Annotated in this window: 11 protein-coding genes and 1 riboswitch; of the genes, 9 read left to right on the top strand and 2 right to left on the bottom strand. The window is 63.3% G+C overall.

Annotated features, from left to right (window positions below; translation table 11 throughout):
* Nucleotides 1–50: 50 nt before the first annotated feature.
* Nucleotides 51–154, top strand: a riboswitch (TPP riboswitch).
* Nucleotides 155–217: 63 nt separating this feature from the next.
* Nucleotides 218–2,713: a TonB-dependent receptor gene (locus ABD837_RS16310; RefSeq protein ID WP_345056579.1), complete on the top strand. Its 2,496-nt coding sequence runs from the start codon at nucleotides 218–220 to the stop codon at nucleotides 2,711–2,713.
* 200 nt (nucleotides 2,714–2,913) lie between these two features.
* On the opposite strand, the gene ABD837_RS16305 is transcribed toward ABD837_RS16310, so the two are convergent.
* Nucleotides 2,914–4,977, bottom strand: coding sequence for an ExeM/NucH family extracellular endonuclease (locus tag ABD837_RS16305; RefSeq protein WP_345056578.1), 2,064 nt, complete (start codon nucleotides 4,975–4,977; stop codon nucleotides 2,914–2,916).
* 132 nt (nucleotides 4,978–5,109) lie between these two features.
* Between ABD837_RS16305 and ABD837_RS16300 the strand changes: the two genes are divergently transcribed.
* The 5 genes from ABD837_RS16300 (at nucleotide 5,110) to ABD837_RS16280 (ending at nucleotide 9,529) form a co-directional block, all read left to right on the top strand.
* Nucleotides 5,110–5,676: a GNAT family N-acetyltransferase gene (locus tag ABD837_RS16300; RefSeq protein WP_345056577.1), complete on the top strand. Its 567-nt coding sequence runs from the start codon at nucleotides 5,110–5,112 to the stop codon at nucleotides 5,674–5,676.
* A gap of 90 nt (nucleotides 5,677–5,766) precedes the next feature.
* Nucleotides 5,767–7,053, top strand: a complete 1,287-nt coding sequence (locus ABD837_RS16295) for a TPM domain-containing protein (RefSeq protein ID WP_345056576.1) — start codon at nucleotides 5,767–5,769, stop codon at nucleotides 7,051–7,053.
* A gap of 216 nt (nucleotides 7,054–7,269) precedes the next feature.
* Nucleotides 7,270–7,827, top strand: a complete 558-nt coding sequence (locus ABD837_RS16290) for a GNAT family N-acetyltransferase (protein ID WP_345056575.1) — start codon at nucleotides 7,270–7,272, stop codon at nucleotides 7,825–7,827.
* 59 nt (nucleotides 7,828–7,886) lie between these two features.
* On the top strand, nucleotides 7,887–8,705 hold the full coding sequence (locus ABD837_RS16285) for a GNAT family N-acetyltransferase (RefSeq protein ID WP_345056573.1): 819 nt from the start codon (nucleotides 7,887–7,889) through the stop codon (nucleotides 8,703–8,705).
* A 56-nt stretch (nucleotides 8,706–8,761) separates the two neighbouring features.
* Entirely contained in the window at nucleotides 8,762–9,529 is a 768-nt protein-coding gene (locus tag ABD837_RS16280; RefSeq protein ID WP_345056571.1) for a creatininase family protein, read from the top strand.
* A 230-nt stretch (nucleotides 9,530–9,759) separates the two neighbouring features.
* On the opposite strand, the gene nfi is transcribed toward ABD837_RS16280, so the two are convergent.
* Nucleotides 9,760–10,419, bottom strand: a complete 660-nt coding sequence (gene nfi / locus ABD837_RS16275; protein WP_345056569.1) for a deoxyribonuclease V — start codon at nucleotides 10,417–10,419, stop codon at nucleotides 9,760–9,762.
* A gap of 516 nt (nucleotides 10,420–10,935) precedes the next feature.
* Here nfi and ABD837_RS16270 point away from each other — a divergent pair.
* The 3 genes from ABD837_RS16270 to ABD837_RS16260 all read left to right on the top strand — a co-directional run bounded on the left by ABD837_RS16270 (nucleotide 10,936) and on the right by ABD837_RS16260 (nucleotide 13,376).
* Nucleotides 10,936–11,553 carry a CDP-alcohol phosphatidyltransferase family protein gene (locus ABD837_RS16270; RefSeq protein ID WP_345056567.1) on the top strand — a complete coding sequence of 206 codons (618 nt, stop codon included), beginning with the start codon at nucleotides 10,936–10,938 and terminating at the stop codon, nucleotides 11,551–11,553.
* Nucleotides 11,554–11,560: 7 nt separating this feature from the next.
* Complete coding sequence (locus tag ABD837_RS16265) at nucleotides 11,561–12,493, top strand: phosphatidate cytidylyltransferase (RefSeq protein WP_345056566.1); 933 nt, start codon at nucleotides 11,561–11,563, stop codon at nucleotides 12,491–12,493.
* A 193-nt stretch (nucleotides 12,494–12,686) separates the two neighbouring features.
* Entirely contained in the window at nucleotides 12,687–13,376 is a 690-nt protein-coding gene (locus ABD837_RS16260; RefSeq protein WP_345056565.1) for a lysophospholipid acyltransferase family protein, read from the top strand.
* Nucleotides 13,377–13,394 lie beyond the last annotated feature (18 nt).

Here is a 13,394-nt window from a genome sequence, read left to right as displayed (position 1 = left end):
CCAATTTTTGTGTCGTCTGCAGAACGGAGCTCTGCGCAGCCGTACCTTTGCGGCATGTTTAGGGGTGCTGATGTGGTACACAACATCGGCTGAGATGATACCCATCGAACCTGAACCGGGTAATGCCGGCGCAGGGAAATAAACAATCCACGAACGATTCTGCGGCCGCTCCGACCCCTGGCGCGACGGCACGTTCCACTTTTTAGCGTTACTTTTTTTGAAAACTGTATTCATCACGGGAGTTGCCCTGCTTGGGCTGGTCGCGGCACCGGCGTGGGCGCAAGGCCCCGTGTCTGGCCGCCTCACTACGGCCAACGACCAAACCGTGCCCGGTGCCACCATTCGCCTCGACGGCCAGCCCGTGGGCGCCACCGCTGCCGACGGCTCCTTTGCCCTGCCCACGGTGCCCGCGGGCTCACACCAGCTGGGCTTTACGGCGCTGGGCTTTAGCCCACTAACCACGGCTGTAACCGGCCAGCCTGCCGCGCAGCAGCTGCCCCCATTGGCCCTGGAAGCCAGCAGCAGCGTTACGCCCGAGGTGCTGGTAACGGCCTCGCGCGCCAACGACCGCACCGCTACGGCCTACAGCAACCTGAGCAAGCAGGAGCTGGCCAGGCAGAATTTTGGTCAGGACCTGCCGTACCTGCTCAACCAGACGCCTTCGGTGGTGGTGAACTCCGACGCCGGCGCGGGCGTGGGCTACACCGACATTCGCATCCGGGGCACGAGCAACACGGGCATCAACACCACCATCAACGGGGTGCCGCTGAACGACCCGGAATCGCACGGTGCGTTTTTGATTAACCTGCCCGACCTGGCCTCGTCGATTAACTCGCTGCAGATTCAGCGGGGCGTGGGCACCAGCCAGAACGGCGGCGCGGCCTTCGGAGCCAGCCTGAACATCAGCACCCTCGACAACCGCCGTGAGGCCTACGCCGAAACCCAGAACACCTACGGCTCTTACCAGACCTGGAAAAACAACGTTTCCTTCGGCACGGGCTTGCTGAACGGGCATTTCACCGTTGATGGCCGCCTGTCGCGCATTGCCTCCGACGGCTACATGAACCGGGCGGCTTCCGATTTGAAGTCGTACTACTTCGCCGCCGGCTACCAGGCCAAGAACACGCTGCTGAAGTTCATCACCTTCTCGGGCCGCGAAAAAACCTACCAGGCCTGGAACGGCGTGCCCGAGCCGGCCATCACCGGCAACCGCGCCCAGCTCCAGACCTACATCGACAACAGCGAGCTGAGCCCGGCCGACGCCGCCCGCGTGCTGACCGAGGGCCGCCGCTACAGCTACTACACCTACGACAACCAGACCGACAACTACCAGCAGAACCATTACCAGCTGCACCTCTCGCAGGGCCTGGGCCGCAGCTGGAGCCTGGGCGCGGCGCTGCACCTCACGCGCGGCTTCGGCTACTACGAGAGCTACCGCGCCCGCCGCAAATTCTCTAACTACGGGCTGCCCAACGTGGTTCTCGGGGGTGATACCATCACCCGCACCAACCTGGTCGACCGCAAGTGGCTTGATAACAATTTCTACGGCGGCACGCTGGCCCTGAACTACCAGCCCACCAACGGCAAGCTGCAAGCCACCGTGGGCGGGGCCTGGAACCGCTACGATGGCGACCACTACGGCGAAATTATCTGGGCGCAGTATGCTTCGACGAGCTTCCTCAACCAGCGCTACTACTTCAACAACGCGGTCAAGACGGACTACAACGCCTATGCCCGCGCTACCTGGCAGGTGCTGCCGGTGCTGGGCGTGTACGGCGACATGCAGGTGCGCCACATCGAGTACCGCATCGACGGCGTGGAGCAGGGCAACCAGGACGTGACCACCCGCGCCCGCTACACCTTCTTCAACCCCAAAGCTGGGGCCACGCTCACGCTCGGCCACGGCCACCAGCTCTACGGCAGCTTTGCCGTGGGCCAGCGCGAGCCCGTGCGTTCCGACTTTACCGACCGGCCCGTGGGCGACCAGACGGCCAAAGCCGAACGCCTCAATGACTTTGAGGGCGGCTACCGCTTCGGCCGCACCGACCTGGCTTTTCTGGGCGCGAATGGGGCGCTGCGCTTCGAAGCCAACGGCTTTTACATGAACTACCGGAACCAGCTGGTGGCTACCGGCCAGCTCAACGACGTGGGCACGGCCCTGCGCACCAACGTGGCCCGCAGCTACCGCCGCGGCGTCGAGCTGAGCGGCTTCGTTTCGGCCAACGACAGAATCAGCCTCAGCAGCACGCTTACGTTGAGCCAGAACCGCATTCTGGACTACCGCGACTACACGTATACCTACGATATGAATTACGTGGTAACCACCGAAATTTCGGCGCCACGCACGTCCACCATCTCGTACTCGCCGAGCGTGGTGTCGGCTCACACGCTCGAAGGCCAACCGGTGAAGGGCCTGCGCGTGGCGCTGCTGCTCAAAACCGTGAGCCGCCAGTACCTCGACAATTCGCAGAGCGAGCGTCGCAGCCTCGACCCCTACCACACGCTGGATTTCCGCCTGCGCTATGCCATCCATCCTTCGTTTATGAAGGAGATTGAGCTGGGCTTGCTGGTGAACAACCTGCTGAACCGCGAGTACTCGGCCAATGGCTACACCTACACCTACCAGGGCGCCAGCGGCAACCAGGAGACCTTCAACTGGTTCTACCCACAAGCCACCCGCAACTACCTGGCTTCGGTGGGGCTGAAGTTCTAAGGGTTCATACTCGTTAGAATTGGTTTGCGAAAAAGAGGTAGGGTGCGGGGCTTGCCCCCGCCCGTCGTTAGCATCGTTACAACGATTCCGCTCAACGACGGGCGGGGACAAGCCCCGCACCCTACTTCGCAATTATAACTAAGCAGTCATAAAGAGGCCCCGGTTCTGTCGAGCCGGGGCTTTTACTGCAACTCAGGCCGCTATTCCTTCATCACCCGGTGGGTTTTCTGGTAGCCCTTGCCGCGTAGCTTCACCACATAAATGCCCGGTGCCAAATGGGCCGTGTAGCCGTTGAGCTGCTGCTCGAGCAGGGCCGGCGAGCCGTGCATGGAGAGCAGCCGCAGGCCCTGGGGCAGCGCAAAATCGAGGGTGAGGGCTCCGGCACTGGCCGGCACGCTGGCCAGACCAAACGCTTGCGGCCCCGCCGCCGGGCCAGGGTACGCAAACAGGCGGTTCTGAGGCCGGTAGGCCACGTTGCGAATGCCCGCAAAATTCACCCCGATGAGCACCGGGTCGTGGTCCGATGAACGAAAGGGAGTCGTCACATCAGTTGCTTCGCCGGCCGCGTCGTACTGCAGCACCGTGGGCTCGGCTGAGTTGATGTGCCACTTCTGCACGTCGACAAACCCCACCAGGTTGGGCGTGACCACAGCGTGGTCGAGCGAACCGGTGAGGCCCCTGAAAACATAAGAAGCGCTGGTGGGCGGCGTAGCCGGCACCAGCCCGGCAGCGCGCAGCAGGTCGATGGGGTCTTCCTCGTAGTTGGCGTTGTAGTCGCCGGCGCTCACCACCCGCGCCGCGCCGGCTGGAATGAGTCTGGTGTTGATAAACTTCACAAGGGCGCGGGCCTGGGCCTTGCGCTGGGCATTGAAGCCGCCCTGGCCGTCGTGCTGGTCGGTCTCGGGGCCGGTGGCGGGGCTATTGAGCTTGCTTTTGAAGTGGTTCACCACAAAGCCTAGCGTGTCGGGCCGCTCCTTGCGCTGCGTAACGAACACCTGCGCAATGGGTGGCCGCTCATACACGCCGCGCGTGCTGTCGACCAGGGGCGGCCCCAGGGCCTGCACCACGGCCGGCTTGTAGATGATGGCGCAGTGAATGACGTCGGTGTTGTTGAACTGCTTGGCCGAGTTGCCGTCGTTCACGAAAATGTAGGTGCCGGCCCCCATCAGTTTGTTAAGGCCATCAACCAAATCCTGGATGGACGAAGCCGTGCTGGTGCCGTCGTTTTCTATCTCGGTCAGGCCCACGATGTCGGCATTCATCTGCTGCAGAGCCAGCAGAATTTTGGCGCGCTGGCGCTGGAAGTCGGCGGCCGTTTTGGCGCCGCGCGAGGTAGGAAAGCCGCCGCCCAGGCCGTCGCCGTTGAAGTAGTTGAGCAGGTTGAAGCTGGCCAGTTTCAGGTCGAGCGGCCCAAAGGCCGGCGGGGAAAGCGGCCGCACCACCCGCACGGTCGGCGCATCGACTCCGGCGAGGGGCTGCAAACGCCAGCGGCCGTACCCGAAACCCAGAATGCCACTGGCTCCGGTGAGCGTGCTGCCCACCCGCACGGTATGAAAGCGGGCATCGAGGTAGGGCGTAGGGGAGGGGTTCGACTTGGAGCTGCCGTCGTCGAGCACCAGGCTGCGCTGCTCGTTGGCGGCCTCAAAGGCGTTGATGGCCGCCAGGTTGCTGCTACCGCGGCTATGAATGCCCGTCGCGGGCTGGTCGTTGGGGTCGACGAACTGCGTGGGCTGATACGTAACGCCCTCGACCGACACTGTGAGCTCGCCGCGCTGCTTCAGGCTGAAGTTGTCGGTGACGGTGAGCGGCGCCGCAAAGCGCACCCGCATGCCCTCGTAGCGTTCGGCCGTGGCAACCGAAAAGCGGTTGTTGGCAATCGTGAGGAATTCCGGCAGCGCATTGCCCGCAGCCAGTACGGTGATGGCGGGCTCGAGCAGCACCGCCTGCCCGTAGGAAGGCGCGGCGGCATCCTCGCGCACGGTGCCGCGAATGCGCACCCGGTCGCCCACGGCCACGGTGGGGCTGCTCTGCACCACAAACAAGGCGTCGGAAGTAGCGGCGCTTTTGTCGGCGCTGGCGGCATCGTTCTGCACGTAAAACCCTGCGGGCTGCAGGTGGGGGTACACGGCCGTTACGATGGCTTCGATGGTGTAGGTGCCGGGGGCAGCGGTAGCGCCCGCACCCTGAATTGCGCCGATGGACGTGGCTGACACCGAGCGGGCAGCCAGCCAGATACCCAGGCTCAGGAGGAGTTTATAGTACATAGCTCAGGTAAATATGAACGGAAGTGAGATAGTAAAGTTATTCGGAACTGCGAAAGTGCCGCTGCCTGGGTATTGCACCAGCAACGGGGCTTTGGCATGGCTTCCCGGGCCGAACAATCGTATACTGCCCCCATGATTCCGCTTATCACCCATACTCCCCGCCTGCAAGTGCTGGCTGCCAGCCGCGCGCTGCTCACGGCCGAGCTGCAGAAACCACACTATTTCCCGGTGCTTCTTGGCGCCGCGCTGCCTGCCGACTGGAGCTCAGCCCAGGTGGCCCGCCCTGTCCTGGAGCAGTCGCTTGAGTTGCTTACCGCCGGCGGCCGCGATACCGCCGGCTGGTACGGCTGGTACGCCCTGCGCAAGGCCGACGACACCGCGCCCCGCACGCTGGTGGGCGCGGCCAGCTTTGGTGGGCGGCCCGACGCCACGGGCACGGCCGAAATCACCTTTGCCATCGCAGCTGAATGGCGTGGCCAGGGCCTGGGCACCGAGCTGGTGGCCGGGCTGGTGCAGCAGGCCGCCGATACCAATTTGGTCAGCCGATTGGTGGCGCACACGGCGGCCGATAACCTGGCCGCGCAGGAAGTGCTGCTTCGCAACGGCTTTGCGCCGGCCGGCACCGCCGACGATGGCCGGCTTCGTTTTGAGCGGGCCGTGGAGCCCTCGCCGCCACCTGTGCTGCCCGCCGGCGCGTAACGGTTAGCCGCCTGCGCCGTACTGCCGGATAAGCCGGCGGCGCAGGTGCCCGCGCCGGCCGGTTGTTTTCACCCTCTTTCATTTCGTGCTATGAACCGTCTGTTGCTTTTCGTGATGCTCCTGGTAGGGGCAATTGGAGCCGGGCCCGTTGCGGCCCAAACCGGCGACGCGGCCGGCCTGCCGCCACGCCCCACGCCTTTTAAGTTTGTGAACGACCAGGCCAGCCTGATGGCCCCGGCCGACGCCAAAAAGCTGGACAGCGGCCTGCGCCGCTACGCCGACAACACCGGCACCCAGATTGTAGTCGTGACCGTGCCCTCGCTGGGCGGCCGCTCGGTGGCCGACTACGCCCGGGCCCTTGGCACCGCCTGGGGCGTGGGCCAGCGCGACAAAAACAACGGCATTGTGGTGCTAGTGGGTGCGCAGGAGCACAAAGTGTCTATTCAGCCTGGCAGCGGCCTGCAAAGCGTGGTCACGCCGGAAGTCACCAGCCGTATCATCAATGAGATGACGCCGGGCTTCAAGCAGAACAACTACTTCGCCGGCCTGCGTACCGGTCTGAACACGCTAATGGCCACGGCCAACCCCAGCTCGGTGAAATATGCCACGGCGAACAATGCCGCTGCTGCGGGCGCCGCTGGTGCTGCTGCTTCAGCTAACAACTCCGCCGATAACCTCTCGTCTGAGACCCAGCAGTACCCCACTACTACCAACGACCCGGTGGCGACCACGCCCGTCGAGCCCGCGCCCTCGGGCCCCGGCATGGGTACCTTACTAATTGGTGCGCTCGTAATTGGCGGCATTTTGTGGTTTGTGGTGCGCATGTTTAAAGGCCGTAGCGCGGCGGCTGCCAACCAAGCGGCTAACCAAAGCAGCGCTCCCAACTTCCTGCCCAACCGGCCCAATGGCCCTAATAATGGCGGCAACTACGGCCAGAACCCCGGTAACTATGGCCCTGGCTACGGTCAGGCTCCGAATTCGGGCGGCGGCATGGGCATGGGCGGCATGCTGGCTACCGGCGCGGCAGCGGCGGCCGGTGCTTACCTCGGCAACCGCATGGCTTCGGGCCACGATACGTCGGGCAACAGCATGGTAAACGATGGCAGCAATGCCGGCAACGGCAACAACCTGGGCGGTGCGGGTGTCGCAGGCGGCGCGGCAGCAGGTTCTGCGGCTGGCAGCGACTATTTCAATGCGCGTGAAGGTGGCGGTGCCGATACCTCGGCCCCCGACTATTTCTCCGATGCCAACACGGCCCCCGACACCTCGAACGACTTCTTCTCTTCCGACGACAACTCGTCTTATGACGATACTTCCTCCAACGATACCGGCGGCGGTGGCTTCGACAGCGGCAGCGACAACAGCGGCTCGTGGTAACCACCAGGGTTGAATAACCCAATAGGAGAAGCTCCGGAGCGTGTTGCTGCCGGAGCTTCTTCCTTTTTGAGGAAGTAGTATTTCACCAGTTGGTGGGGCTGTTTATTAAGTAATGGCTATATCTTTTGTCGGTATTTAGCGCATCTGCTTTGGCCGGTGTTTGCCGTCGTAGCAGCGGTTTTCCTCCTCCCTACACAAGCCTGCGGGCTTTTACCTATGAAAACTGCCCAACAAGTTGAACACCCCACCACGCCGGTGCTCGAAACCAGCCGGCTGCGGCTGCGCGGCTTTCGGGCCGAGGATTTTGACAACTGGCTTGCCTTCAGCCGGGAGCCGGCGTACTACCGTTACTTCGGCAACGAGCCCATGCCCGCCGAAGAAGTGTGGAAGCTGGTGCTGCGCAGCGCGGGCCACTGGGTTATCATGGGCTTCGGCTTCTGGGCCGTGGAGGAAAAGGCCAGCGGCCAGTTTGTGGGCGCGGTAGGCTTCCTGCGTTTGCTGCGCGCGCTTGACCCGCCGCTGGGCGAAGCGCCCGAAATTGGCTGGGTGCTGGACCCCGCCATGCACGGCCGGGGCTACGCCAGCGAGGCCGTGGAAGCCGTGCTGGCCTGGGGCGAAAACCACTTCGGCCCGGTGCGCACGGTGTGCATCATTCATCCCGAAAACGAGGCTTCGCTGCGCCTGGCAGCTAAATTCGGCTACCACGAATACGCCCGCACTACCTACCACAACGAGCCCATTGTGCTGCTCGAGCGGCTTGGTGATGAAGGCTAGCAAAAGGTCCCAGCTGGCAGCAACTGCATTGTCTTTCTCCCTTCTCAATTCGCGCTGCTGTGACCGTTGAATTTCCACTTGCCGACCTTGACTTGGCCCGCCGGCTCGAGCGCACCGAAGCCCGCAGCAACGCCGCGTTCGTAGAAGCCCGCGCCCGGCTCTTTCCGGACCGTGGGGCCCGCTGGCAGGAAATAGCCGGAGCCTACGCCCTTTTCGATGGCGCCGACTCGCCCCTTACCCAAACCTTCGGGCTGGGCTTGTTTGCGGACGCGACAGCTGCTGGCTTGACCGAAATAGAAGCTTTTTTTTCCGAACGCCACGCGCCGGTGCTGCACGAAATCAGCCCGCTGGCCCACGACTCGTTGTGGCCGCTGCTGCGGGAGAGGGGCTATTTCCCCATCGAATTTACCACCGTACTCTATCGTGCTTTGGCTAGCGCAACCGAACTGCCTGCTTCGCCCCTGAGCATCCGCACGATTGGAACCGCCGAAGCCGATGCCTGGGCCCGCGTGGCTGCCACCGGCTGGCTCACCGAAGCGCCCGAGTTCACCGAGTTTTTGCAGGACCTGGGCCAAACCAGTGCCCAAAGCGAGGGCATGACGCCGTTTCTGGCTGAGCTTGACGGCTTACCCGTTGCCACGGCCAGCCTGTACCAAAATGCTGGCGTGGCCTTGCTTGCCGGGGCCAGCACGGTGCCTGCGGGCCGCCGCCAGGGCGCCCAAACTGCTTTGCTCGCCGCTCGCCTGCACCTCGCCGCCAGCCAGGGCTGCACCCTCGCCACGATGGGCGCACGGCCCGGGAGCCAGTCGCAGCGCAACGCCGAGCGGCACGGTTTCCGTATTGCCTATACCCGCGTGAAGTGGCAGCTATTGCGCTAGCCTAGTCCCCGTCAGTGCCCGACTTCGTCAGGTTTCATTTTATAAGCTTCCTCGCTATGCCTACTCGTCCGTACATCCTCGCCGAAACCACCTGGAAAACCGTGCAGGAGGCCAACTACGAAGTCGTGGTGTTGCCCTGGGGCGCTACCGAGGCTCATAACTACCACCTGCCCTACGCCACCGACAATATTCAAGCGGATTACGTGGCTGCGGAAGCCGCCCGCAAGGCCTGGGACCAAGGTGCGAAGGTGGTGGTGCTGCCCTGCATTCCGTTCGGCGTGAACACCGGTCAGCTCGATATTACCCTCGACATGAACCTGAGCCCCAGCACCCAGCTGGGCATTCTCAGCGACCTGGTGCACGTGCTGGCCCGCCAGGACATTCCGAAGCTGGTGATTTTAAACGGCCACGGCGGCAACGACTTCCGCCAGATTCTGCGCGAGCTCCAGGCCGACTTCCCGTCCGTGTTTTTGAGCACGCTGAACTGGTTTAAAGCCGCCGACCGCAACCAGTATTTCTCGGCGCCCGGCGACCACGCCGATGAGTTGGAAACCAGCGTAATGATGCACCTCGTGCCCGACCTGGTACGCCCCCTGAGCGAAGCCGGCGACGGCGCCGCCAAGCGCTTCCGCATTGCAGCCCTCCGCGAGGGTTGGGCCTGGGCCCAGCGCGAATGGAGCCAGGTTTCGGCCGATACCGGCGTGGGCAACCCCGCCGCCGCCACCCCCGAAAAAGGCGCCGCTTTTCTGGAGGCTGTAACCACCAATATCGCGCAATTTCTGGTGGAGCTGGCTGCTGCCGACCCGCAGGATTTGTACGAGTAGAAACTTGCCGGCTTGTTTCTTCTCGTCATTGACTACTGCGTCTTTCCCGACCCGTGCGATGGGTTACAGCATTAGAGCGGTTTCGTGGCCAGTGTACAGGCGGAACGATGTAGGGGCGGGGCTTGCCCCCGCCCGTCGTTGAACAGAATCGGTCAACGGGCGTCAACGTCCGGGCGGGGGCAAGCCCCGCCCCTACATCCACTGACTCCGAAACTGCTTTAGTTATATCGCTAGCCGCACTGTATAAGCAGTTCTTTCACTGCGTGGTCAGCAGCCCGGGTCGTTTCCGGCAGGCGGTACGTTGGCGTGAGGCGCAGAGCCCAGGCGGTCGCGGTTTCCAAACTTACTTTGTGCCCAACCGACACAAACACAGGGTTTTTATCTGTCTGGGTTCGCAGCGCCCGCCCAATCACCTCGCCGTTGTCCATCAGGTTCTGGTAGCTGCCCCGGTCAGCAGCCAAAGGAGCATATTCGCCGAGCAAGCGAGTCTTGGCGCAGCCAATGGTGGGCAGGCCCGTGGCCACGCCGAGGTGGCAGGCCAGCCCGAAGCGGCGCGGGTGCGCGAAGCCCTGCCCATCGCACACCAGTAAATCGGGCTTGGCAGCCAATTGCTCCAGAGCCGCTAGCACCGCGGGCAGTTCGCGAAACGAGAACAGGCCCGGGATGTAGGGAAAAGTGGCCTCGCCGTGGTACGAGGCAATCTGGATAACCTTGAGGCTGGTGGCGTCGAGCACTGCAACAGCTGCTACCAGCCGGTTGCTGTTTTTCTCATACGCCACGTCCACGCCCGCTACCGTCCGAATATCGTTGGGGAGCTCATCGTGTGCGATGACGGCTTGCCGTAGGGATTCCTGCTGCTCCAAAGCACTTTTAATTTCTTGGTCAAGCACGTTTTGTCGTTGAAATAAGCCTCTTTTTTGAAAGAACTCCGCGGGCCAGTTGATATGGTGTGCCTAGGGCGAACGGAAGAATCCATCAGCCAAGGGGTGAGGCGGTAGGAAGGCCAGCAGGTGCGAGTGGAGGAGGGAAGCGCACCAGGGCCGGCAGTGTCAAAGGTACTTCGTGCAGGACAACTGCTGGGGCTCAGCCAAGCGCGGCTAAAGAGATGCCAGCCGGTTGATACCAGTATGGAATGAGGCTGACAGGTGTTGCGCAGAAATACCTGTCAGTTATTCCCAAAATATAGCCATTATTCAGTAATTGAAAAGTCTAATGCTGTTTCCGCTTTTAGGTCTGTAAAATTGCTTCTGAGGGGTTTTAGTGCTTTGGAACAGCGGCTATAAAGTCCTGTATTGTCATTTTTAGGATTGCAAAGCCTTGAGGGCACCGTCTAGTTTTGGCTCAATATCAACCCGGCGTGGTGCAAACCAGCGCCTTGCCGGGGTCACCGCCAAACCTTCCCGCCCATGCCTTCCATCTACGAGCTGAAGCCCCGGTTTCAGCAGCTGTTGCGGCCCATCACCGCGTTTCTGCACTGGGCCGGCTGCACGGCCAATAGCGTGACGGTAGTGGCCGCGCTGGCCTCGGCCGCCTACGGCATCTGGCTGGCCCTGGACCCTACCAACCGCTGGGCCTGGGTTCTGCTGCCCGCCTTCCTGCTGGCCCGCATGGCCCTGAATGCCATCGACGGCCTGCTGGCCCGCGAGTACGGCCAGCAAAGCCAGCTCGGCGCGCTGCTGAACGAGGCCGGCGACGTAGTGGCCGATACTGCCCTCTACGCGCCGTTTGCCCTGCTGCCGGGCGGGCACGCCTTTGGGGTGCTGGCGGTGGTGTTTCTGGCCGGGCTCAGCGAGTTTGTGGGGGTGCTGGGCCAGGTGGTGGGCGGCGGGCGGCGCTACGACGGCCCCTGCGGCAAAAGCGACCGGGCCGTGGCCTTTGGTGCGCTGGCGCTGCTGCTGGGCCTGGGCGTGCCGGTGGCTCCATACCTCGACTACGTGATGGCGGCCTTGGCTGGCCTGTTGCTGCTCACCATTCGCAACCGGGCGCGCAAGGCGTTGCGGGCTGCTTCACCCTTAGCCGCTTAACCTCGCCATGAACGACGTACTGAGTTACGCTTTCGGCGGCATTGTGGGCCTGCTGCTCACGGCTTCGGGGGTGCTGGCCGGCCTGATGCGGGCCCGCCCCGGCCGCAACTTCCGCGAGCTGAAGCTACGCATCCAGACCTGGTGGTGGCTGGCGGGGCTGCTGTTTCTGGCGCTGGGCATCAACCGCACGGTGGCTGTGGTAGTGCTGGGTTTGGTCAGCTTCATGGCCTTCAAGGAGTTCATCTCGCTGATTCCCACCCGGCCTATTGACAATGGAGCCCTGCTGCTGGCCTACCTGGCCATTCCGGTGCAGTACCTGTGGGTGGGGCGCGGCTGGTACGGCATGTTTATCATCTTCATTCCGGTGTACGTGTTTCTGCTGCTGCCGCTGCGCATGGTCATCGCGGGCGAAACCAAGGGGTTCCTGCGGGCGGCGGGCACCATCCATTGGGGGCTGATGACCACCGTGTTCAGCCTCAGCCACCTGGCCTACCTGCTGGTGCTGCCGGCCCATGCTGGTACCCACGGCCCGGTGCGCGGCGAGATGCTGGTGTTCTACCTGCTGGTGCTCACGCAGCTAAATGATGTAGCCCAGTTCCTGTGGGGCAAGTGGCTGGGGCGGCACAAAGCGGCCCCCACTGTCAGCCCCAACAAAACGGTGGAAGGCCTGCTGGGCGGCGTAGCCACCACCACGCTGCTGGCCTGGCTGCTGGCGCCCTGGTTCACGCCTTTCTCGCCGCTGCACGCGGTGCTGGCGGGCCTGCTCATCAGCCTGTGCGGCTTCACTGGCGACGTGGTGATTTCGGCCATCAAGCGCGACATCGGCGTGAAAGACTCGGGCAGCCTGCTCCCCGGCCACGGCGGCATCCTCGACCGGCTCGACTCGCTGACCTACACGGCCCCGCTGTTTTTCCACTTCCTCTACTACTTCTACTACTAAGCCGCTGGCGCAATCTGAACGATGTAGGGGCGGGGCTTGCCCCCGCCCGGGCGCACGCATTGCCTCAACGATTCCACTCAACGACGGGCGGGGGCAAGCTCCGCCCCTACATCGCTCAGATTTTGCGCGGGCTTGGAAAACTGACAACCAACAACCGCCAACCGCCAACCAAACCACCACACCCACCCGCACCATGAGCAAGCTGCTGAATACCGCCAGCCGGTGGGCCGAAACTCCGCTGCGACTCCTGTTTGTGGTGTGTGTGGCCTACCCGGTGGTGTGGCTGTGGCTGGGCATTCATGTGCGGCACCGCGAGCGGCTGCCCAGTCGGGGGCCGGCCATCATCGCGGCCAACCACAACAGCCACCTCGATATTCTGGCGCTGCTCTCGCTGTTTCCGCTGCTGCGCATTTCGGGCGTGCAGCCCGCTGCCGCGGCCGACTATTTCTGCCAGAACCGCTGGATGAAATGGTTCTCGCTGCACGTCATCGGCATCATTCCGGTGGTGCGCGGCAGCCTGCACCAGTGCCCCGACGGGCCCGACCCGCTGGCTGACTGCTACCGCGCTCTGGAAGCCGGCAAGGTGCTGGTAATTTTTCCGGAAGGCACCCGCGGGGCCCCCGAAGAAATGGCCGAACTGAAAGCCGGCATCTGGCACCTGGCCAAGCGCTTCCCCGAGGTACCGGTGATACCGGTGTACCTGCACGGCCTAGGCAAGGCCATGCCCAAGGGCACGCTCATTCCGGTGCCCTTCTACGTGAAGGTAGCCGTGGGCCAGCCCCTGCACGGCTGCGCCGATAAGCTCGATTTCCTGCACCTGCTGCGCGAGCAGCTCACTTGGCTGCAACACAAAGTGCACACGCCTGCCCTCGCCGACGACTAGCTCCCGGCGCTCCTCCTG

The sequence above is a fragment of the Hymenobacter glaciei genome (assembly GCF_039539585.1).
GTDB classification, from domain to species: domain Bacteria; phylum Bacteroidota; class Bacteroidia; order Cytophagales; family Hymenobacteraceae; genus Hymenobacter; species Hymenobacter glaciei.
Note: the sequence above shows the minus strand (reverse complement) of the source record. Positions and strands in the feature narration are given on the sequence as shown.